This is a genomic window from Planosporangium spinosum, assembly GCF_049999945.1.
GTDB classification, from domain to species: Bacteria; Actinomycetota; Actinomycetes; order Mycobacteriales; family Micromonosporaceae; genus Planosporangium; species Planosporangium spinosum.
Genome location: NZ_JBLYUB010000002.1, coordinates 64,670 through 84,697 on the forward strand (window position 1 = coordinate 64,670; position 20,028 = coordinate 84,697).

The window sequence follows — 20,028 nt, forward strand, 5'->3', positions numbered from 1 at the left end:
CGTGCGGATCGCGCTCTTCGTCACCTGCGTCAACGACCTGCTGTACCCGGACACCGGGAAGGCGGTCGTCCGGATCCTGGAACGGCTCGGTCACCGGGTCGACTTCCCCGAGGCACAGACCTGCTGCGGGCAGATGCACGCCAACTCCGGGTACCGCGACGAGGCGCTGCCGCTGGTACGCCGGTTCATCCGGACCTTCGACGGCTACGACGCGGTGGTGGCACCGAGCGGTTCGTGCGCGGCGATGGTACGGGAGTCCTACCCCCGGCTGGTACCCGACGCCGCGTCGGTCGCGGCCCGCACGTACGAGCTGTCCGAACTGCTCATCGACGTGCTCGGCGTCACCGACGTGGGCGCCACCTTCCCCCACCTGGTCACCTACCACCCGACCTGCCACGGCCTGCGCATGCTTCGCCTGGGCGACCGGCCGCTGCGGCTGCTGCGCGCGGTCCGGGACCTGGAACTGGTCCCGCTGGCCGGCGCCGAGGAGTGCTGCGGCTTCGGCGGCACGTTCGCGATGAAAAACGCCGAGGTGTCCACCGCGATGCTCCTGGACAAGTGCGCCGCGATCCAGCAGACCACCGCCGACGTGGTCGCGGCCGCCGACAACTCGTGCCTGGCGCACATCGGCGGGGGCCTGTCCCGCATGGGCTCCCCGGTACGCGTCATGCACTACGCCGAGATTCTCGGAGGTGAGTCGTGAGCACCCCGACCAGCAGAGCCACCGCCATCCCCACGGGCCGGGGCCACCTCTCCGGTCCGCTGCCGTTCCCCGACGCCGCCCGCCCCGAGCTGACCAACGCCCAACTGCGCGCCAACCTGCGCCGGGCGACCCATACCATCCGTGACAAGCGGGCCCGGGTCGTCGCCGAGCTGCCCGACTGGGAGCAGCTGCGGCTGGCCGGTAGCGCGATCAAGGCCGACGTGCTGGCGCGCCTGCCCGAACTGCTGGTCCAGTTCGAGTCGGCCGCCACCGCCGCCGGCGCGGTCGTGCACTGGGCCCGCGACGCGGCCGAGGCCTGCGCCGTCGTCGCCCGGCTGGTACGCGAGGCCGGTGCCGACGAGGTCGTCAAGGTCAAGTCGATGGCCACCCAGGAGATCGAGCTGAACTCCGCGCTGGAGCGCGCCGGCATCACGGCCACCGAGACCGACCTCGCCGAGCTGATCGTGCAGCTCGCCGACGACGAGCCGTCGCACATCCTGGTCCCGGCGATCCACTACAACCGCCACCAGATCCGCGAGATCTTCGCCGCCCGCATGAACGACGCGCCGCCCGACCTCACCGACGACCCGCGGGCCCTGGCCGAGGCGGCCCGCCTCCACCTGCGCCGCAAGTTCCTGTCGTCCACGGTCGCCGTCTCCGGCGCCAACTTCGCCGTCGCCGAGACCGGCACGCTCGTCGTGGTCGAGTCCGAGGGCAACGGCCGGATGTGCCTGACCCTGCCACGGACGCTGATCTCGGTGGTGGGCGTCGAGAAGCTGCTGCCCGGCTTCGGTGACCTGGAGGTCTTCCTGCAACTGCTGCCCCGTTCGTCGACCGGTGAGCGGATGAACCCGTACACCTCGATGTGGACCGGGGTCACGCCCGGCGACGGCCCGCAGAACGTCCACATCGTCCTCGTCGACAACGGCCGCTCGGCCACGCTCGCCGACCCGGTCGGCCGCCAGGCGCTGCACTGCATCCGCTGCTCGGCCTGCCTGAACGTGTGCCCGGTGTACGAGCGGGTGGGCGGGCACGCCTACGAGTCGGTCTACCCCGGCCCGATCGGGGCGATCCTGTCGCCGCAGATGACCGGGATCGACGCCAGCCCGTCGGCCAACACCCTCCCGTACGCGTCCACCCTCTGCGGCGCCTGCTACGACGTCTGCCCGGTCCGGATCAACATCCCCGAGGTCCTGGTCCACCTGCGACAGCGCACCGTCGACGCCCATCGGGACGCACCGTCCGCCGAGCGGGCCGCGATGCAGGCGATGAGCTGGGTGATGGGCGACCGGCGCCGGTACGCCCGCGCGCTGCGGGCCGCCCGCCGGGGCAGCGTACCGGTGGCCACGGCGCTGCGCCGCCGTACCGTCCGCCGGCTGCCCTGGCCGATGTCGGCGTGGACGTTGAGCCGCGACGCGCCGCTGCCGGTGAACGAGTCGTTCCGGGACTGGTGGAGGGAGCGAAGTCGGTGAACGCGCGTGAGGAGATCCTGAGTCGGCTGCGTACCGCGCTCGGACCGGCGCCGACGGCGCCGCCGGTGCCGCCGGTGCCGCCGGTGCCGCGCGACTATCGGGTCGCCGACGACCTCGACGGCGCCGAACTGCTGGCGACGTTCGTCGACCGGCTGGTCGACTACCGGGCCGAGGTGACCCGCTGCGCGCCGGACACCCTCACCGAGGCGGTCGGCGCGGCGCTGGCCGGCGTCGGGCGCCTCGTCGTCCCGGCCGACCTGCCGGCGGACTGGCTGGCGGGGTACCGGGAGACGGTCCTGACCGACGGCCCGCAGCCGTTGAGCCTGGCCGACCTGGACGGTTCCGACGCGGTCCTGACCGGCTGCGCGGTCGCCGTCGCACTGACCGGCACGATCGTGCTCGACGGCGGTACCGGACAGGGCCGGCGGGCGCTCACCCTCGTGCCCGACCACCACGTCTGCGTGGTCGCCGCCGACCAGGTCGTCGGCGGGGTACCGGCCGCGATCCGCCGGCTGGCCCCGACCCGGCCACTGACGTTCATCTCCGGCCCGTCGGCCACCAGCGACATCGAACTCAACCGGGTCGAGGGGGTACACGGGCCGCGACGGCTGCATGTGATCCTGGTCGATGAAACCACGGACGGAGGCGATGGATGACCGGACCGGTCACCAACTGGGCGGGCAACGTCACCTTCCGCGCGCGGCGGATCCACCGGCCGTCCTCACTGGCCGAACTGCGCGACCTGGTCGCCGGGAGTACGCGGGTACGGGCGCTGGGCACCGGCCACGCCTTCAACCGGCTCGCCGACACCACCGGTGACCTGATCTCGCTGGCCGGGCTCCCACCGGTGATGGACCTCGACCCCGCGCGCGGCACCGTCACGGTCGCGGCCGGCGTCCGGTACGGCGAGCTGGCCACGTACCTGCACGGCGCCGGCTACGCCCTGCACAACCTGGCGTCGCTGCCGCACATCTCGGTCGCGGGCGCCTGCGCGACCGCCACCCACGGCTCGGGCGACCGCAACGGCAACCTCGCCACGGCCGTGGCCGCGCTCGACCTCGTCACCGCCGGCGGGGACGTCGTCACGGTGAGCCGCGACTCCGACCCCGACCGGCTGTCCGGCTCGGTCGTCGCTCTCGGCGCGCTCGGCGTCGTCACGGCGGTGACCCTCGACGTGGTCCCGACCTTCGACGTCGCGCAGTACGTCTACGACGACCTCCCCGACGACCGGCTACGACGGCACTGGGCCGAGATCTTCGCCAGCGGGTACAGCGTGAGCGTGTTCACCGACTGGTCGGCTCTGCGGGTCAACCAGGTGTGGCTCAAGCGCCGGGTCGGCGACGCGGACGCCACGGCGCCGCCGGAGCGGTGGCTGGGCGCGACCCTGGCGGACGGCCCGCGCCACCCCGTACCCGGCCTGCCGCCGGTCAACTGCACGCCGCAGCTCGGCGGGCCCGGACCGTGGCACGAGCGGCTGCCGCACTTCCGGCTGGACTTCACCCCGAGCAGCGGCGAGGAGTTGCAGTCGGAGTTCTTCGTACCCCGTGACCTGGCGCCGGCCGCCCTCGACGCCGTGGACGGCATCCGGGACCGGGTCGCGCCCGTCCTGCAGATCTCGGAGATCCGTACCGTCGCGGCGGACGACCTCTGGTTGAGCCCGAGCTACCGGCGCGACAGCCTGGCGCTGCACTTCACCTGGGTCAAGGACGCCGGGGCGGTGCTGCCGGTGGTGGCCGCGCTCGAGGAGCGGCTAGCGCCGCTGGAAGCCCGACCGCACTGGGGCAAGATCTTCACCATCGCCCCGGAGGTCGTCCGCGGCCGGTACAAGCGGATGCCGGACTTCGCCGACCTGCGCGGCCGGCACGACCCGGCCGGCACGTTCCGCAACGACCTGCTGGACCGGTACCTCCCGCCCGTCACCCCGGGTCAGCCCGGCAAGCCGTAGTCGGCGAGGGTGACCGCGTTCGCCGACTTCTGGATGCCGCCCATCAGGGCGCCCTTGCCCGGCAGGTGCGGCAGCAGGCGGGTGAACTGGTTGCGCACCCAGATGCCGCGCCGGGTACGCGGGGCGAGGCCGTTGATCCCGCCCGGCGGGCGCTTCTGGTTGGCGCCGACGTACCCGCGCAGCCCCGACTCGTACGCGGCGAACGCCCGTGCGTGGTCGCCGCCGGCCGCGGCCAGTTCACCGGCGAGCACGTAGGCGCCGACCAGCGCCATGCTCGTACCCATGCCGAGCGACCCGCCGAACGCGGCGTCGCCCAGCAGCACCGCCCGACCCTGGGACCAGCGGTCGACCCGCACCTCGCCGGCCCGGTCGACGTACAGGTCGTCGGTGTGCCGGAGCTGTTCCAGCAGCCCGGGCAGCTCCCAGCCGGCGTCGGCGTACGCCCGGGCCAGCAGGTCCTTCTGCCCGTCGACGTCGGCGCGGTCGAGCGACAGCTCCGGCGCGCTGAACGCCAGCAGCACCCGGACCTCGCCGCCGTCGCCGATCGGGTACAGCAGCACGGCCCGGCCGCCGACGCCGTTGCCGGCGGGCAGGTTGTACAGCAGTTCCCAGCCGTCCAGGCGCAGCCGGGTACGGGCGGCGAAGAAGGCGTTGTAGTACCCGAGGTCGCGCACGTACGCCGGCTCCGGACCGAAGGCCAGCGCGCGCACCCCGGACCGTAGCCCGTCGGCGCCGACCACCAGGTCGAACGAGCGGGCCGGCGCGTCCCGGAACGTCGCCGTGACGCCGTCGCCGTCCTCGGTGAGCCCGGTGATGACGTCGCCGAACAGGTACTCGACGTCGCCGGCCGCCTCGTACAGGATCCGCACCAGGTCGCCGCGCAGGATCTCGATCTCGGCGACGATGCCGCCGGAGTCCCCGAACAGGTCACCGCCCAGGGTGGCGACGCGCCTGCCGTGTCCGTCCAGGTAGGCGATGCCGTGCGTGCCGGTGTGGTGGGCGCGGATGGAATCCATGAGCCCCATCCGGGTCACGACGTCACGGGCGGCGCCGCGGATGTCGACGGCCTGGCCTCCGGAGCGCAGCGCGGGCGCCCGCTCCACCACGGTCGGGGTGAATCCGTGCCGGCGCAGCCAGTGCGCCAGCGCGAGCCCGGCGATCCCCGCGCCGGAGATCAGGACGGTGCCGTTGCTCATCATGCCTCCTCGATCCTGCGTACGATGTACGAGCACTGCGCGTACTGTGTACCCGAGTGGTCGTGGTACGCCTAGCGCACTAGTACGGAGCGCGGGCATTGAGCCTGGCACCGGCCCAGCCCAGGACAGGCGTCAACCGCACCAGCGCACTAGTGCACCGGGAGAGCCATGGACGGCCCAGCGCCCTACCTCCGCATCGTCGCCGAGATCCGCGACCGCATCGCGCGCGGCGAGCTGCGCCCCGGCGACCGGGTGCCGTCCACCCGGCGGATCACCCGGGAGTGGGGCGTCGCGATGGCGACCGCCACCAAGGTCATCGCCGTGCTGCGCGACGAGGGCCTGGTCGTCACCCGCTCCGGGGCGGGCACGGTCGTCGCCCGGCCCGGCACCGGCGCGGTCGGACGGCCCCTCCCGCCCGTGGCCGGGCGGACGGCGACGCCCGGCGGCCCGGCCGCCCCGCCCCGCGGGTACGACCTCAGCCGCGACCGGATCGTCCGTGCCGCGGTCGCGGTCGCCGACGCCGACGGGCTTGCTGCGCTGTCCATGCGGCGGGTGGCCACCGACCTCGGCGTGGCGACCATGTCGCTGTACCGGCACGTACCGGGCAAGGACGAGTTGCTGCTGCTCATGACCGACGCGGTCTTCGCCGAGGAGCCGTTGCAGGCACGGCCGCCGTCCGACTGGCGGGAGCGGCTGGAGACCGCCGCGCGTCTGATGTGGACGGTCTTTCGCCGGCACCCCTGGGCGGCCGAGGTGCTGTCGATGACCCGCCCGCAGCTCCTGCCCCATCTGATGACCTACGCCGAGTGGAGCCTGTCCGCGCTGCGCGGGCAGGGGCTGGGCGTGGACGACATGATGAACGTCCATCTGACCCTCTTCGGCCACGTCCGCGGCGTGGCGCTCGGCCTCCAGTCCGAGGCGCAGGCCGAGCAGGACACCGGGATGACCGCCGACGAGTGGATCGAGACGCAGGGTCCGGGCCTGCGGGAACTGCTCGCCTCCGGCCGGTTCCCGGCCCTGGGCTACCTGGTCCGCCAGCAGTTCGACTACGACATCGACGCGGTGTTCGAGTACGGGCTGCAGCGGCTGCTCGACGGGGTCGCCGTCCGCCTGGCCTCGCTCCGCGACCGGGGCTAACGCGACACCGGCTGTGCCTCGCCGGCCACCGCGTCCCGGCACGGCAGGCGGACGGTGAACGCGGTCCGCCCGGGCCGGCTCGCCACCTCGACGCGGCCGTGGTGGGCCTCCACGACGGCGGCCACGATCGCCAGCCCCAACCCCGTGCTGCCGGCGGCCCGTGACCGCGAACTGTCGCCCCGGGCGAACCGGTCGAACACCTCGGGCAGCAGGTCGGCGGGGATTCCGGGGCCGTCGTCGACGACGGTGACGGTGACCTCGTCACCGGTTGCGGTCAGGCTGGTGACGACCGTCGTACCCGGTGGCGTGTGGGTACGGGCATTGGCCAGCAGGTTGGCCAGGACCTGGTGCAGCCGGGCCGGGTCGCCGGGCACCGTGACCGGCTCGTCGGGCAGGTCGAGCCGCCAGGTGTGGTCGCGGGCGGCCACGTGGGCGTCGCTGACCGCGTCGATCACGAGCCGGGTCAGGTCGACCTGTTCCCGCTCCAGCGGGCGGCCGGAGTCGAGGCGGGCCAGCAGCAACAGGTCCTCGACGAGGGTGGTCATCCGCGTGGTCTCGGAGTGCACCCGGGCAAGCGCGTACGCGACGTCGGGCGGGACGGAGTCGCGGAACCGCCCGGTCAACTCGGCGTAGCCGCGGATGGCGGCCAACGGGGTACGCAGCTCGTGGCTGGCATCGGCGACGAAGTGCCGGACCCTGGTCTCGCTCGCTTGCCGGGCGGCGAGCGCCGCCGCGACGTGGCCGAGCATCCGGTTGAGCGCCGCGCCGACCCGGCCGACCTCGGTACGCGGATCGATGTCGGGCACCCGGACCGATAGCGCGACCTCGCCCCGGTCCAGGGGCAGCTCGGCCACCCGGGCGGCGGTGGCGGCGACCCGGTTCAGCGGACGCAGGGTACGCCGCACGATCATCGTGCCGAGCCCCGCCGCGATCAGCGCCGCGCCGATCGCGATCGCGGTCTCCATCGCGACGAGCCAGTACCGGAACATGTACACGTCGGCCAGCGGCCGCCCGGTGATGAGTACGTCGTTGTCGGCGGCGTGGACGGCGACGAGCCGGTAATCGCCGAAGTCCCCCAGGTTGCGGGTGTACGGCCGGCCGTCGACCGGCAGGCTGGTGAGGACCGGATACTCGGCGACCGGCAGGTCCCGGCGGATGTTCGTGTCGATCTCTCTCCGGCCGGCGTCCCCGACCTCGCCGTCGACGATGTGCGCGAGGAGGGTGCCGGCGCCCTGGCCCGGTTCGTCGGTCAGATGGTCTGGCGGCAGCTGGTCGTCCGGCGGCTGACCGGGCCGCGGCTGGTCGGCCGGGAGCCGCCCCCGGTGGTCACGGAACGCCGACGACATCCGGTTCGCCGCATCGTTGAGCTGCTGGTCGATCTGGGCGACCTGGAAACGGTACACCGCCTGGGTCGTCCCCACCCCGATCATCACGCTGACCACGGCGACCAGCCCGACCAGCGCGGCGATGAGCTGGGCGCGCAGCGTCCAGGTCGCCGGCCGCCACCACCGCCACCGGGTCGGCGCCGGATCGGCCGGTGGGCGTGGGCGGTCACCCGGCGGGTTCGGAAGGTCACCCGGCGGGCTTGAGGACATAGCCGGCTCCCCGCATCGTGTGAATCATCGGTGCCCGACCGGCGTCGATCTTCTTGCGCAGGTACGAGATGTACAGCTCGACCACGTTGGCCTGGCCGCCGAAGTCGTAGTTCCAGACCCGGTCGAGAATCTGGGCCTTGCTGAGCACCCGCTTCGGGTTGCGCATGAGGAACCGCAGCAACTCGTACTCGGTGGCGGTCAAGGTGATCAGCTCGCCCGCCCGGTGCACCTCGTGGCTGTCCTCGTCGAGGGTGAGGTCGCCGACCGTCAGTACCGTGTCGTTGGTCCGGGCCGCCAGGGCGGTGCGCCGCAGCAGGCCGCGCAGCCGGGCCACCACCTCCTCCAGGCTGAACGGCTTGGTGACGTAGTCGTCACCTCCGGCGGTCAACCCGACGATCCGGTCCTCCACCGCGTCCTTGGCGGTCAGGAACAGCACCGGGATCTCGGGGTTCTGGACCCGCAGCCGCCGCAGCACCTCCAGCCCGTTCATGTCGGGCAGCATGATGTCGAGCACCACCACGTCGGGCTGGAACGCGGCGGCCGTCTGCACGGCGGTGAACCCGTCCCCGGCGGTGCGGATCTCCCAGCCCTCCAGGCGCAGCGCCATCGACAGCAGCTCGGCCAGGGTGGCCTCGTCGTCGACGACCAGGACGCGGACCGGCTGGCCGTCGGCCCGGCGCAGCTCCGGCCGGGCCGTACCGCCCATCGGCGCGGTCCGCGGATCGCCACCGGGAGTGCTGTCGATGATTGCCATGCCATCATCATCCGACCACACCCTGTGCGGCACGTTGGTGGTTCCTGTGAGACTCCTGTGCGATCCGGATCACGTTCGCAGCACCGCTGACCAGGGATAACGCCCCCGCCGCGCCGCGCCGCCCGTGTACGGCGGTGCGGCGCGGCGCGGTCGTCCACTCACTCGGACGCGACCGGTGCCGACAGGTCGTACACGGTCTGACCGCCGACGGTGGTGGCCGCGAAGTGGGACCGGACCCAGGTGGTGATCTCGCTGCTACCGGCGCGGCCGCCCCGCCCGCCGCCCATGCCACCCGCGACGAAGTAGCGGACCTGCCCGGCGGCGACGTACCGCTGGAACTCGGCGAGGGTAGGCGCCGGGTCACCACCGTTGAACCCGCCGATGGACATCACGGCCTTTCCGCTGGCCAGTTGCAACGGCGCGGCGCTCTGCGAGCCCGTGGTCGCGGCCGCCCAGCGGCCGGTGGTGGCCCGCAGCAAGGCGGTGAGCGCCGCGTCGACCCGCTCGCCGCCGGGGCCGCCCGTGCCACCGGAGCGACCGGAGCCGCCGGGACCGCCGGAGCCGCCGGGACCGCCGAACCCGGTGCCGGAGGCACCATCGAACCCGGTGCCGGAGGGACCCACGGTGGGGATCGACCCGCCGTGCGGGGTGGCCGCGGTGACGGCCGCGTACACCGCCGATCCGGCGCCGCCGGCGACGACGGCCGCGGCAACGGCCACCGCGGCGATCCGCCGCGCCATCCGCACGCCCACCACCAGGCCGACCGCCGCCAGGACGGCGACGAACACTATGGCGTAGCGCAGCGCCGGGTACCAGGTCGGCGTGCGGCCCAGCAGCACGTAGCTCCACAGCCCGGTCACCGTGACCATGGCCGCGAGGACGACCCGGCACGCCGTGCTCCCGCGCTGCCGCCACAGTTCCCGGCCGCCGACGGCGACCAGGGCGGCGATCGACGGGGCGAGAGCGACGGCGTAGTACGGGTGGACGATGCCCTGCATGTAGCTGAAGACCAGGCCGGTCACCAGCAGCCAGCCGCCCCACAGCAGCAGGGCCGCGCGGGTACGGTCGGTGCGCGGCGCCCGGCGGGTCAGCCACAGCCCGGCGGCGAGGGCGATCAGCGCGGCGGGCAGCAGCCACGAGATCCCGGTACCGAACGCCGAGTCGAACATCCGGGTGATGCCGGTGGCGCCGCCGAACCCGCCGCCCATGCCACCACCCATGCCGCCCCCGCCCGGAAACTGCCCGCCGCCCGGCAGTTCGCCCCCGGGCAGCAGCCCGCCGCCCGGCAGTTCGCCACCGCCGGGCAGCCGGCCGCCGGTCGGTCCACCGCCCGGCCCGCCCGCACCGCCGAAGATCCGGCCCAGACCGTTGTAGCCGAACGCCAGCTCCAGCACGCTGTTAGTGGTCGAACCGCCGATGTACGGCCGGGACTCCGCCGGCCACAGTTCGACGATCGCGACCCACCAGCCGGCCGACACGACCACCGCGCCGCCGGCCGCCACCAGCTGCCACAGCCGCCGCCCCAACCCCGCCGGCGCGGCCACCAGGTACACCAGCGCGAACGCCGGCACCACCAGGAACGCCTGCAACATCTTCGTCAGGAACCCGAACCCCACGCACACCCCGGCGAACAACAACCAACCGGTACCCGCCCGCTCGATCGCCCGCACCACCCCGTACGCCCCGGCCACCAGCAGCAGCACCAGCAACGCGTCCGGGTTGTTGAACCGGAACATCAGCGCGGCCACCGGGGTCAGGGCGAGGCCGGCGGCGGCGAGCAGCCCCGCCACCGGGCCCGACCAGCGGCGCACCGTCGCGTACAGCAGCGCGACGGCGGCGACCCCTTCGAGCGCCTGCGGGGCGAGCATGCTCCAGCCGGAGAAGCCGAAGATCCGCCCGGAGAGCGCCATCACCCACAGCGCGGCGGGCGGCTTGTCGACGGTGATGAGGTTGCCCGGGTCGAACGAGCCGAAGAACATCGCCTTCCCGCTCAGCGAGCCGGCCTGCGCGGCGGCGGCGTAGAAGCTGTTGGCGTAACCCGAGGCCCCCAGGTTCCACAGGTACAGCACGGCCGTGGCGGCGAGCCCGAGCAGCAGTACCGGACGGATCCAGGCGGCCTCGTCGACCGGGCCGCGCAGCAGCCGTCGCACCGCGGACGGGAACGCCCGGCGCCCGGCTGTTCGGGGCGGGCCGGCGTCGGGCTCGGCCGAGGTAGGCACGGTCACGGTGGTCACAGCGATCTCCTTCAACGTGGTGACGGGGTCGGCGGCGTCCGCGGTACGGCGGATCGCCGCGGTGCCGCGAGGTCAGCGGATGCCCGTGCCGCGACGCGGGCGGAACACCCAGGCGCGCAGCAGCAGGAAGCGCAGGACGGTGGCGGCGAGGTTGGCCAGGACCAGCACCGCCAGCTCGAGCAGCCGGCCGGGATCGGCGACGGCGTGCAGGACGGCCAGGCTGCCACTGGTCAGGGCCAACCCGAACGCGAAGACGACGAGGCCCTGCGCCTGATGGCGGCCGGCACCGTCGCGGCCGGTGACGCCGAAGGTCAGGCGACGGTTGGCGGCGGTGTTGGCCACCGCCGTCACCAGCAGGGCGACCAGGTTGGCCGGCTGCGCGCCGACGGCGGTGCGCAGCACGGCGTACAGCAGCACGTACGCGAGGGTGCTGGCGACGCCGATACCGGCGAAGCGGACGAGCTGGGCGGGCAGACCCACCGGTACGCCCGGGGTGGTCGCCTCCAGCGGATGGCGCCCGAACTGCCGGCGCAGCTGCCCGATCGGCAGGCTGCCGGTCAGCAGGGCCCGGCCCAGCCGGGCGATGCCCTTGAGGTCGGCGACGGCCGTCGACACGATGTCGACGCGGCTGTCCGGGTCGTCGGTCCAGTCCACGGGTACCTCGTGGATGCGCAGCCCACCGCGTTCGGCAAGGATGAGCAGCTCGGTGTCGAAGAACCAGCCGGTGTCCTCGACCAGCGGGAGCAGCTGTTCGGCCACCTCGGCGCGGATCGCCTTGAACCCGCACTGCGCGTCGGAGAACCGAGCGGCGAGCGTACCGCGCAGCAGCAGGTTGTAGCCGCGGGAGATGATCTGCCGCTTGGCTCCGCGCACGACCCGGGCGCCGCGCGACAGCCGGGTGCCGATGGCGAGGTCCGAGTGTCCGGAGATCAGCGGCGCGACGAGCGGCAGCAGCGCGGCCAGGTCGGTCGACAGGTCGACGTCCATGTAGGCCAGTACCGGCGCGGACGACGCCGACCACACCGCCCGCAGCGCCCGGCCGCGGCCCTTCTGGGCCAGGTGCACGCAGGAGACCTCGGGGATCTCGGCGTCGAGCCGGCGGGCGATCTCGAGCGTGCCGTCGGTGCTGGCGTTGTCGGCGATCGTGAGGTGGAACGGGTACGGGAAGTGCGCGGCGAGGTAGGCGTGCAGCCGGCGTACGCACGGCTCCAGGTCGGTTTGTTCGTTGTAGACGGGGATCACCACGTCGAGCACCGGGCGAGCACGGCGGATCGGACGGGACGAGTCGACGGGCTGGTCGTCGGAGCCCGGCAGGAGCGTCGAAGTGGCCATGGACGGAGACGATCCACTGGCGACCTGTACGCGCTTTATGGTCGTGCTGTGCGCCACCTGTGAACGTGGCCGGCTCCCCGGACATCCGGGGAGCCGGCCACGCGCGGCGGGCAGGAGGCTCAGTTCCCGCCGGACGGTTTCGTCAGGTCGTACACGGTGGTACCGCCGACGGTGACGGCGGTGAAGTGCCCGGCGACCCAGTCGGCGACCTGCTGCGCGGCGTCGCTGCCGCTGTCACTGGGCATCGGGGCGCCGCCCACGAAGTAGTGCACCTTCTTCTGGTCGACGTAGCGCTGGAACTGGGCCAGCGTCGGGGCCGGGTCGCTGCCGTTGAATCCGCCGATGGCCATCACCGGGCTGCCGGTGGCGAGCTGGTAGCCGGCGGCGTTGTTGGCGCCGACGACGGCCGCCGCCCAGGGGTACGATGCGCTGTCGGTCCGCAGCAGCGCGACCAGGGCGGGCGTCGGGGTGGACCCGCGAAGCAGCCCGCCGATGCCACCGGCGCCGAACCGGCCGCCCTGACCCCGCCCGCCGGCTCCCGGTACGGCGAAGCCGCCGGGACCGCCGGGACCGCCGAAGCCGCCCGGCCCGCCGCCGAGCGTCGCCGGCCCGGCCGCCGGGATCGCTCCGGTATGCGCCACGCTCGCGGTCTGCACGGCGTACCCGACCGGCCCGGCCAGCCCGGCGACCAGCGCGGCTCCCGCCACGCCCGCCGCCGCGACCCGCGGCAGCCGGTTCGCGACCAGCAGCATGCCGGCGGCGGCCAGCCCGGTGACCAGGACGGCGACCCGCAGCCACGGGTACCAGGTCGGGCTGCGGTCCAGCAGGACGTACGACCAGGCGGCGGTCCCCGCGCAGCAGGCGGCGAGCGTACCCGTGGCGGCCAGCCGGTCGCGTCGCCGCCACAACGCCGCGGTACCGGTACCGATGAGCGCGGCGATGGCGGGAGCGAGCGCGACCGTGTAGTACGCGTGGAAGATGCCCCGCATGACGCTGAAGACGCCGGCCGTGACGACCAGCCAGCCGCCCCACAGCAGCAGCGCCGCCCGCAGGCGGTCGGTACGCGGCGCCCGACGGGTCAGCCACAGCCCGGCGGCCAGCAGGACCGCTGCCGCGGGCAGCAACCAGCCGGCCTGACCGCCGATCTCGCCCGACAGCAGCCGGGTCCAGCCGGTGGTGCCCCAACCCCGGCCGCCGCCCACGCTGCCGGTCTCGTCGCCGGTGAGCCGGCCGAATCCGTTGTAGCCGAGGGTGAGCTCCAGGATGCTGTTGTGCTGGGAACCGCCGATGTACGGCCGGGACTCCGCCGGCCACAGTTCGACGATCGCGACCCACCAGCCGGCCGACACGACCACCGCGCCGCCGGCCGCCACCAGCTGCCACAGCCGCCGCCCCAACCCCGCCGGCGCGGCCACCAGGTACACCAGCGCGAACGCCGGCACCACCAGGAACGCCTGCAACATCTTCGTCAGGAACCCGAACCCCACGCACACCCCGGCGAACAACAACCAACCGGTACCCGCCCGCTCGATCGCCCGCACCACCCCGTACGCCCCGGCCACCAGCAGCAGCACCAGCAACGCGTCCGGGTTGTTGAACCGGAACATCAGGACCGCGACCGGGGTGGTCGCCAGGACCGCGCCGGCCAGCACGCCCGCGGCGGCGCCGGACCAGCGGCGTACCGTCGCGTACAGCAGCGCGACGGCGGCGACCCCTTCGAGCGCCTGCGGTACCAGGATGCTCCACGAGCTGAGCCCGAACAGCCGTACCGACAGGCCGGTCACCCACAGCGCGGCCGGGGTCTTGTCGACGGTGATGAAGTTGGCCGGGTCGAACGAGCCGAAGAACATTGCCTTTCCACCCGACGCACCGGCCTGCGCCGCCGCCGCGTAGAAGGCGTTCGCCCAGCCGGAGGCGCCCAGCCCGACCAGGTACAGCACACCGGTGGCGACCAGCAGCGCCGCGGCCGCCGGCCGGACCCAGACCGGGTCGGCCGCCGGCCCTCGGACCAGTCGCCGCACCCGGGCCGGCAGGTCGCGCCGGTACGGTACCGACGGCGGCGCGGGCGTACCGGTGTCGGCAGGCGGTTCCCGGAGGGGGTCCGGTGGGGTGGGACGGATCGCTGTCGTCATGTCGCCACCCTGGTCGTCGCGGGTATGCCGCGGTTGTGGCGGCGCTGTGGGCCGGCTGTGAACCGCGCGGCACCCCCGGGCCTCGGGTCAACTGGTGGTCGTACCGGTACCCGACTGGATTCCGGGCTGCTGCTGGGTACCCGACTGCTGCTGGATGCTGCGGTCGACGATCTGCGTGGCGGTGGCGGTCTGGCCCGACACGGTGGCCTGCACGCTGACGGAGTGCCCGGTCGCCACCTGACTGACCGAGTCGCCGCCGTTGACGACGGTCGACGAACCGACCGTGTAGCTGCGCGTGTAGCCGTCCGGGCTGGCCACCGTGATCGAGGTGGCGCTGGCCGCGGTGACCTGGCCGGTCTGGATCTCGGCGGTGGTGTAGCCGCCGCTGCCGTCGGCGACGACGAACTGCCCGTGCAGGGCGCCGAGCAGGCCCGCGCCGACACCGGCGCGGTCGCCTCGGGGGCCGCCGAACTGGCCCCCGTCGCCGTCGGGCCCCGGTCCGCCCGGGCCGCCGAACTGGCCGTCCTGGCCCGGTCCACCGACCTGACCGTCCTGCCGCTGGCCGGCGACGGTGCCGGTATCCGAGGAGTCACCCGCCGCCACGGCGACACCGGCGGTGACGGCTGCGGCGAGGACGACCGCACCGGCGCCCACGGCGAGCGTCCGCCGCCGCGACCAGGGCTGCTTGCCCGCCGGCGCCGGCTGCTCCGGCGGTGTCAGCGACGGCCCCTCGGCCGGCGGCTGCACCGACACCGGTGGCTGCCCCGGGACCGGTGGCTGCACCGGGACCGGCGGCTGGACCGAGACCGGCGGCTGGTATCCGCCGGGTGGCGGCACGGGGACGCTCCCGGCCGGCGGCACCACGGGCAGGTCCCGGGAGGTCGTCGCGTCCGTTTCATTACTGGTCATGGATGTGGCTCCTTCAGCCCCGGCGCGGGTCCGTCCCCGCAGGCTCATCACCACGTTCGCCGGCGTCGCTGTGCGCCGGCTGTGCCTCGGCTGAGGAGCAGATATGGATACGCGGGTACGCCAGCTCCCATGATCATGAAGACTCTGCGGGGCTGGAGCCGCGAACCCTTCGTGATCAGGGGGCAGCCGGGGCGAGCACAGGAGAGCGGGGAGGGGCCGGCCCGGAGCGCCGACCCCCTCCCCGCTCAGGCGGCGTCGTCGTGCTCGTGCGCCCCGGCGGGTACCCGCGCCGCGGTGAGCGTCGCGGACGTCGCGGCCTGCCGGCGGCTCTGCCTGGCCACGGCGCTGCCGTTGCCGTTGACCGTGGACGTGTCCGTGGCGAACGTCCCGATCGCCCAGGCCATGGCGCCCGCGTTCTGGGCCAGTACGGTCCGGTTGACGTTGCCCAGGGTGTCACATGCCTGGTGGTAGCACGCGTCGTACGGCTCGCCGGCCGTACCGCCGTAGCGGGCCGCCTGCTCGGCGGTCTTGCGCCCTTCCGCGCCGGTGAACAGACCACCAGCCGGGATGGCGGCCGCGATGAACGCGCCGTAGTCCGAGCGACCGGTGAAGTCGGTCCCCTCGTGCGCCAGGCCCTTGCCGTCGAAGTACCCCTCGAAGACGTCCTCGATCTGCGCGGAGCCGTACGGCCCCGGCCCGGCGCCCTCTGCGTCGGAGTCGTCGCCGTCATAGATGAACCGGCCGTAGTTCGGCGAGGCCACCATGTCGAAGTTGAGGTACAGCGCGATGTCGAGCTGCTGTTCGAAGGTCAGCTGCGACACGTAGTGCGCCGAGCCGAGCAGCCCGAACTCCTCCGCCGACCACCAGGCGAAGCGGACCTTGTTGCGTACCTTCTCGTTCGCCAACCGCAGCGCGATCTCGAGCTGGGCGGCCGAGCCGGAGCCGTTGTCGTTGATGCCCGGTCCTTCCAGGACGCTGTCGAGGTGCGCACCGGACATGACGACGTTGTCGGCGCGGCCGGTCCGCGTCTCGGCGATGACGTTGCGGGTGGTCCGGGTCTCACGCTGCACCCGCAGTTCCAGGCTGACCGTCACCGGGCCGGCGGCCACGTCGGCGGCGAGTGTCTCACCCTCGGCCCGGGTCAGGCCACCGATCGGGATGCGACCGCTGGTGTCGTCGGTGAGCCGCCCGCTCAGCGCCTCGGTCGGGCTCTCGGCGTTGTTGTAGACCAGAACCCCGATCGCGCCCGCGGCCGCGGCGTTGTCATGCTTCTGCTGGAATGTGCAGGCGCCGCGCTGGATGAGCACGATGGTGCCGGTGTACGTACCGGTGAAGTCACCGGCCTCACATCCGGGGGTGGCGTCGGCGGCGAGGCCGGGCAGCGCGGTCAGCGCGGCGGTGACGCCGCCGACCGGGGTGTTCGGCGAGTAGCGCATGACGTGGGGGTTCAGGGTCCGCGCGGTGGGGCTCACCTCGCGGCCCTGCTCCGCGAGCGTCTGCTCGAACGGGAACTGGAACTCCTGGATCTTTACGGCGTAGCCGGCGGCGGTCAACCGGTCCGCAATGTACTGCGCCGAGGCCAGGTGCCCCGGGGTGCTGGCCGCGCGGGTGCCGCCGTTCATCGTGGCGATCCGTTGCAGCGCGACGAGATGGCGGTTGATGTCGTCCACCTTGACCGCGCCGGCCAGCTTGCCGGCGAGCTTGGCCGGGTCCGTGGCCGCGCCGGCCGCCGCGGACCGTCTGTCCGGCCCGGGCGACGCGGCGTGTGCGGGCGCGGCGGCGGCGAGCACCAGGGCGCCGCCCGCCACCAGTGCGCCCGCCTGCCGAGCGCTGAGCATGAATCGGAGCACAGGTATCTCCTCTTCCTCGGGGCGGCGGCGGGTGAGCCGCCGCTCACGAGGCGCATGTTTCCGTCCGCACCGGCCGCCCACAACCCTCGCGCACAGATCGAGGGATGAGAATCAGTTCAATCGAGGCGGATCCCGACGGCCGCGCCAGGATGACTCCATCATGGACGCTCGAACCGCTGGCCACTCCCACCGGGCCGCGACACCCCGACCGCCGCCGCACCCTACCGGCGACCCTTGCCATATTGCCATTTGTCTATTAGTCCTTGGAACGGACATAGCCGCCCACTAATAATTCGGGCTCCGGCCACCCCGCGACCCATCTGGAGCCCACTCATGCCCGTCCCCCGCACCCTCCTTCGAGGAACCCTGGTCCTGTCCGGACTGGCCACGGCGGTCGTCCTGGCCACCGCCGCTCCGGCGTCGGCCAGCGTCACGCCGGCGTCGGCCGACACGGGCGCACCGGCCCGCCCCGCCCTGGCCGTCGCGGCCGACCTCACCGCGACCATCAAGCTCAACAACTGCTCCGCCACGCTGGTGCGCTTCCCCCGGTCCGTCGACACCGACCGGGCGATGATGCTGACCAACGGCCACTGCTACGAGGGCGGCATGCCGGCCGCCGGTACCGTCCTGGTCAACCGGGCCAGCAGCCGCACCGGCTCGCTGCTGAACGCCTCCGGCCGCGCCGTCGCGACCGTCACCGCCGACCGCCTGCTGTACGCCACGATGACCCGCACCGACGTCTCGCTGTACCGGCTCACCCAGACCTACCGGTCGATCCAGTCGGCCACCGGACTCTCGGCCAAGACCATCTCCGCCAGCCACCCGACCAGCGGCACCAGCATGTTCATCCCGTCCGGGTACTGGAAGCAGGTCTGGCAGTGCTCGATCAACGGGTTCGTGCCGACCCTGCGGGAGGCGAGCTGGACGTTCCAGGACTCCATCCGGTACAACACCGGCTGCACGACGATCCACGGCACGTCCGGCTCCCCGATCGTCAGCACGGCCACCGGTGAGGTCATCGGCATCAACAACACCGTCAACGACAACGGCGAGATGTGCACGCTGAACAACCCCTGCGAGGTCGACCAGAACGGCAACACCACGGCCACCAAGGGGCAGAGCTACGGCCAGCAGACGTACTGGTTCACCACCTGCCTGACCGCCGCCAACACCGTCGACCTGAACGTGTCGGGCTGCCTGCTCCCCAAGCCGGCCGCGTAACCGGATGAACCGTCTTTCGAAAGGGGCCGCGGCGGTAACCGTCGCGGCCCCTTTCGACGCCCACCACCTCTTCCGACACCGACGCGTTCGGAGAACGACTCCCGGTGGGGCGTGCCGCCCACGGCGCCGGCAAGGCTTGCGATCAAAAGTGCCGTATGTTCCCTTGTAGGCAGTTCACCAGAAAGGGGTTCATTGTGGGTGATTTTCCCAAAGGGGGATAAGTGAATACCAACCACCGACCCGATTCAGCTGTTCTCCGCCGGCCCGGCCACGGGCCTCAGCACCGGTTCCCACGGCTGGTCACCACGGCGTTCGCGGCCATGTCGGCGGCGCTCGCCGCGACCCTGGCCGCCGGAGCGGCATCTCCGGCCTCGGCAGCGTGGTCCGGTGACCCGGCACCGGCCGCGGTAACCACATCCGCCCGGGTGCGCAACGGCACGGCCGCACAGAGTACGACGCCGGTGCCGGTGTCGGCACCGGCCGGTACCACGGTCACCACCGTCGCGGGGGGCGGCCTCCACAGCCTGATGGTGACCTCAGGCGGACAGGTCCTCGCCTGGGGCGACAACAGCGTCGGCCAGCTCGGCAACGGCACCACCGGCGGCAGCAGCACCGAACCGGTACCGGTCAGCCTGCCGACCGGAACCACCGTCACCGCCGTCGCCGCCGGCAACGGCCACAGCCTCGCCGTCACCACAGGCGGACAGATCCTCGCCTGGGGCCTCAACAGCGTCGGCCAGCTCGGCAACGGCACCACCGGCGAAAACAGCACCGTACCCGTACCGGTGGCGCTGCCGACCGGAACCACCATCACCGCCGTCGCCGCCGGCAACGGCCACAGCCTCGCCGTCACCACAGACGGACAGGTCCTCGCCTGGGGCCTCAACGGCGCCGGCCAGCTCGGCAACGGCACCACCGGCGAAAACAGCACCGTACCCGTACCGGTGGCGCTGGCTCCCGAAGCCGTCGTCACCGCCGTCGCCGCCGGCGACGGCCACAGTCTGGCGATGACCGCAGGCGGACAGGTCCTGTCCTGGGGAAGCAACGGCGTCGGCCAGTTGGGCAAGGGCACCACCGGCGGCAACAGCAGCGTGCCACTGTCGGTGTCGGCGCTGTTCCCGGCCGGCACCACTGTCACCGCCGTCGCCGCCGGCGGTACGCACAGCCTGGCGGTGACGTCCGCCGGGCAGGTCCTCGCCTGGGGCGACAACGGCGCCGGCCAGCTCGGCAACGGCAGCGCCGGCGGGATCAGGAACGCGCCGGAGTCGGTGTTGCTGCCGGCCGGCACCACGGTCACCGCCGTCGCCGCCGGCGACGCGCACACCCTGGCGGTGACCGCGGGTGGGCAGGCCCTCGCCTGGGGCCTCAACAGCGCCGGTCAGCTCGGCAACGGCAGCGCCGGCGGATTGAGCAGCGTACCGGTACCGGTCGCGCTGCCGGCCGGCGCCACGCTCGCCGCGATCGCCGGTGCCGGCTCGCGGAGCCTGGCGGTGACCGCGGGCGGGCAGGCCCTGAGCTGGGGTGACGACGGCACCGGCCAGGCTTAGC

Annotated in this window: 14 protein-coding genes and 1 pseudogene; 7 read left to right on the forward strand and 8 right to left on the reverse strand. The window is 73.2% G+C overall.

Annotated features, from left to right (window positions below; genetic code table 11):
- Position 1: 1 nt before the first annotated feature.
- The 4 genes from ACNTMW_RS03115 to ACNTMW_RS03130 are packed head-to-tail and all read left to right on the forward strand — an operon-like array spanning position 2 to position 4,120.
- Positions 2 to 703, forward strand: a complete 702-nt coding sequence (locus ACNTMW_RS03115) for a (Fe-S)-binding protein (RefSeq protein ID WP_426631794.1) — start codon at positions 2 to 4, stop codon at positions 701 to 703.
- A complete protein-coding gene (locus ACNTMW_RS03120) occupies positions 700 to 2,175 on the forward strand; it encodes a lactate utilization protein B (protein ID WP_426631795.1) in 1,476 nt (491 codons plus the stop codon). Before ACNTMW_RS03115 ends, ACNTMW_RS03120 begins: the two co-directional genes overlap by 4 nt.
- On the forward strand, positions 2,172 to 2,831 hold the full coding sequence (locus ACNTMW_RS03125) for a LutC/YkgG family protein (protein WP_426631796.1): 660 nt from the start codon (positions 2,172 to 2,174) through the stop codon (positions 2,829 to 2,831). Before ACNTMW_RS03120 ends, ACNTMW_RS03125 begins: the two co-directional genes overlap by 4 nt.
- Positions 2,828 to 4,120, forward strand: coding sequence for a D-arabinono-1,4-lactone oxidase (locus ACNTMW_RS03130; RefSeq protein ID WP_426631797.1), 1,293 nt, complete (start codon positions 2,828 to 2,830; stop codon positions 4,118 to 4,120). The genes ACNTMW_RS03125 and ACNTMW_RS03130 overlap by 4 nt, the downstream gene beginning before the upstream one ends.
- On the opposite strand, the gene ACNTMW_RS03135 is transcribed toward ACNTMW_RS03130, so the two are convergent.
- A complete protein-coding gene (locus tag ACNTMW_RS03135) occupies positions 4,102 to 5,316 on the reverse strand; it encodes an FAD-dependent monooxygenase (protein WP_426631798.1) in 1,215 nt (404 codons plus the stop codon). The genes ACNTMW_RS03130 and ACNTMW_RS03135 overlap by 19 nt on opposite strands.
- Before the next feature lie 168 nt (positions 5,317 to 5,484).
- Between ACNTMW_RS03135 and ACNTMW_RS03140 the strand changes: the two genes are divergently transcribed.
- Positions 5,485 to 6,453: a TetR/AcrR family transcriptional regulator C-terminal domain-containing protein gene (locus ACNTMW_RS03140; protein WP_426631799.1), complete on the forward strand. Its 969-nt coding sequence runs from the start codon at positions 5,485 to 5,487 to the stop codon at positions 6,451 to 6,453.
- Here the strand turns inward: ACNTMW_RS03140 and ACNTMW_RS03145 are convergent.
- The 7 genes from ACNTMW_RS03145 to ACNTMW_RS03175 form a co-directional block, all read right to left on the reverse strand.
- Positions 6,450 to 8,048 carry a sensor histidine kinase gene (locus tag ACNTMW_RS03145; protein WP_426631800.1) on the reverse strand — a complete coding sequence of 533 codons (1,599 nt, stop codon included), beginning with the start codon at positions 8,046 to 8,048 and terminating at the stop codon, positions 6,450 to 6,452. The genes ACNTMW_RS03140 and ACNTMW_RS03145 overlap by 4 nt on opposite strands.
- Complete coding sequence (locus ACNTMW_RS03150) at positions 8,026 to 8,754, reverse strand: response regulator transcription factor (RefSeq protein WP_426632131.1); 729 nt, start codon at positions 8,752 to 8,754, stop codon at positions 8,026 to 8,028. The genes ACNTMW_RS03145 and ACNTMW_RS03150 overlap by 23 nt, the downstream gene beginning before the upstream one ends.
- A 206-nt stretch (positions 8,755 to 8,960) precedes the next feature.
- The gene (locus ACNTMW_RS03155; protein ID WP_426631801.1) at positions 8,961 to 11,036 is read right to left on the reverse strand and encodes an ArnT family glycosyltransferase; all 2,076 of its coding nucleotides are present in this window, start codon (positions 11,034 to 11,036) and stop codon (positions 8,961 to 8,963) included.
- A 72-nt stretch (positions 11,037 to 11,108) separates the two neighbouring features.
- Complete coding sequence (locus ACNTMW_RS03160) at positions 11,109 to 12,368, reverse strand: bifunctional glycosyltransferase family 2/GtrA family protein (RefSeq protein WP_426631802.1); 1,260 nt, start codon at positions 12,366 to 12,368, stop codon at positions 11,109 to 11,111.
- 119 nt (positions 12,369 to 12,487) lie between these two features.
- Positions 12,488 to 14,500 carry an ArnT family glycosyltransferase gene (locus ACNTMW_RS03165; RefSeq protein WP_426631803.1) on the reverse strand — a complete coding sequence of 671 codons (2,013 nt, stop codon included), beginning with the start codon at positions 14,498 to 14,500 and terminating at the stop codon, positions 12,488 to 12,490.
- An 87-nt stretch (positions 14,501 to 14,587) separates the two neighbouring features.
- Positions 14,588 to 15,409 carry a hypothetical protein gene (locus ACNTMW_RS03170; RefSeq protein WP_426631804.1) on the reverse strand — a complete coding sequence of 274 codons (822 nt, stop codon included), beginning with the start codon at positions 15,407 to 15,409 and terminating at the stop codon, positions 14,588 to 14,590.
- A 245-nt stretch (positions 15,410 to 15,654) separates the two neighbouring features.
- Positions 15,655 to 17,247 (reverse strand): M28 family metallopeptidase, encoded by a 1,593-nt coding sequence (locus ACNTMW_RS03175; protein WP_426631805.1) that lies wholly within the window; start codon positions 17,245 to 17,247, stop codon positions 15,655 to 15,657.
- A gap of 345 nt (positions 17,248 to 17,592) precedes the next feature.
- Between ACNTMW_RS03175 and ACNTMW_RS03180 the strand changes: the two genes are divergently transcribed.
- On the forward strand, positions 17,593 to 18,480 hold the full coding sequence (locus ACNTMW_RS03180) for a S1 family peptidase (protein ID WP_426631807.1): 888 nt from the start codon (positions 17,593 to 17,595) through the stop codon (positions 18,478 to 18,480).
- 425 nt (positions 18,481 to 18,905) lie between these two features.
- Positions 18,906 to 19,979 (forward strand): annotated as a pseudogene (locus ACNTMW_RS03185) (RCC1 domain-containing protein); the annotation flags it as partial.
- Positions 19,980 to 20,028: the final 49 nt, after the last annotated feature.

Excerpts from the sequence above, each read along its gene's own strand:
- ACNTMW_RS03130 (WP_426631797.1), top strand. The coding sequence starts at position 2,828 with ATGACCGGACCGGTCACCAACTGGGCGGGCAACGTCACCTTCCGCGCG.
- ACNTMW_RS03135 (WP_426631798.1), bottom strand. The coding sequence starts at position 5,316 with ATGAGCAACGGCACCGTCCTGATCTCCGGCGCGGGGATCGCCGGGCTC.
- ACNTMW_RS03140 (WP_426631799.1), top strand. The coding sequence starts at position 5,485 with ATGGACGGCCCAGCGCCCTACCTCCGCATCGTCGCCGAGATCCGCGAC.
- ACNTMW_RS03145 (WP_426631800.1), bottom strand. The coding sequence starts at position 8,048 with ATGTCCTCAAGCCCGCCGGGTGACCTTCCGAACCCGCCGGGTGACCGC.
- ACNTMW_RS03150 (WP_426632131.1), bottom strand. The coding sequence starts at position 8,754 with ATGGGCGGTACGGCCCGGCCGGAGCTGCGCCGGGCCGACGGCCAGCCG.
- ACNTMW_RS03160 (WP_426631802.1), bottom strand. The coding sequence starts at position 12,368 with ATGGCCACTTCGACGCTCCTGCCGGGCTCCGACGACCAGCCCGTCGAC.
- ACNTMW_RS03165 (WP_426631803.1), bottom strand. The coding sequence starts at position 14,500 with ATGACGACAGCGATCCGTCCCACCCCACCGGACCCCCTCCGGGAACCG.
- ACNTMW_RS03170 (WP_426631804.1), bottom strand. The coding sequence starts at position 15,409 with ATGACCAGTAATGAAACGGACGCGACGACCTCCCGGGACCTGCCCGTG.
- ACNTMW_RS03175 (WP_426631805.1), bottom strand. The coding sequence starts at position 17,247 with ATGCTCAGCGCTCGGCAGGCGGGCGCACTGGTGGCGGGCGGCGCCCTG.
- ACNTMW_RS03180 (WP_426631807.1), top strand. The coding sequence starts at position 17,593 with ATGCCCGTCCCCCGCACCCTCCTTCGAGGAACCCTGGTCCTGTCCGGA.